Consider the following 1,111-nt stretch of genomic DNA (forward strand, 5'->3'; position numbering starts at 1 on the left):
TATTGATCCGAAACGGTAGGGGTTCTGGATCGTTGATCGATGCGTGACTGAACTGGTGGGGGATGCGCGGCAGTTGGCGCCGCAGGTGCAGGAGGCTCTGCGGATGCGGGCGGTGGCTGCGATGGCGGCGGGCCGGGACCGTGAGGATGTCGCCGCGATGTTCCAGGTTTCGCTCAAGGCGGTGGACGGCTGGTGGGCGAAGTGGCTGGAGGGCGGGCGTCAGGCGTTGGTATGCCGGCCACGCGGGCGGCGTCCCGGTGAGCATCAGGTGCTCGACGAGGCCGAGCAGCAGGCTATTCGACAGGCCGTGCTGGACCACTGTCCCTGCGACCTGGGGCTTTCCGGTCAACTGTGGACGCGTGCCGGGGTGGGCGACCTGATCGCGAAGCTGTACCGGGTGCGGCTGACCGAGCAGGGCGTGGGCAAGTACCTGCGCCGCTGGGGTCTGTCGTTCCAGCGCCCGGACAAGCGGGCCGTCGAGCAGAGCCCGCAGGCGGTCCGCGTCTGGCTGGAGGAGACCTGGCCGGCGATCCGGGCGAAGGCGCGGGCCGAGGGTGGCGAGGTGCTCTTCGCCGATCAGGTCGGCATCCGTTCCGACCAGGTCACCGGCCGCACCTGGGGCGAGAAGGGCCGTACGCCGATCGTGCGCCGCAGCGGCAACCGGTTCTCGGTGAACGCGATGTCCGCGATCAGTACCAAGGGCCGCATGCACTTCATGGTGTTCACCGAGTCCTTCGACGCCGGCGTCATGTGCCGCTTCCTGGACCGCCTCGCCGGACACTTCACGCACAAGGTTCACCTCGTTCTGGACGGGCACTCCGCCCACCGCTCACGGAAGGTCCGTGACTGGCTGGCCGCTCACCCCGACCGGATCGAGCTGCATTTCCTGCCGTCGTACTCGCCCGAGCTGAACCCCGACGAGCTGGTCAACGCCGACCTCAAGCGGAGCCTGCCGCATCACAGCCGGGCCCGCGGCCAGGCACAACTCGCCGCCGAGACCCGCAGGTTCTTCCACCGCCGCCAGCGCCAACCACACATCATCCGCGGCTACTTCGGCGGCCCACACGTCCGCTACACCCTCGAATAGAACCCTTTGAGTTTCGGATCAATA

1 protein-coding gene is annotated in these 1,111 nt (G+C 68.0%); it reads left to right on the forward strand.

Annotation, left to right across the window (positions count from 1 at the left end):
* Positions 1–103 precede the first annotated feature (103 nt).
* Positions 104–1,087, forward strand: a complete 984-nt coding sequence (locus AB0D12_RS41370; protein WP_362695282.1) for an IS630 family transposase — start codon at positions 104–106, stop codon at positions 1,085–1,087.
* The last annotated feature ends 24 nt before the right edge of the window (positions 1,088–1,111 follow it).

The sequence above is a fragment of the Streptomyces sp. NPDC048479 genome, assembly GCF_040651435.1.
Lineage (GTDB): Bacteria > Actinomycetota > Actinomycetes > Streptomycetales > Streptomycetaceae > Streptomyces.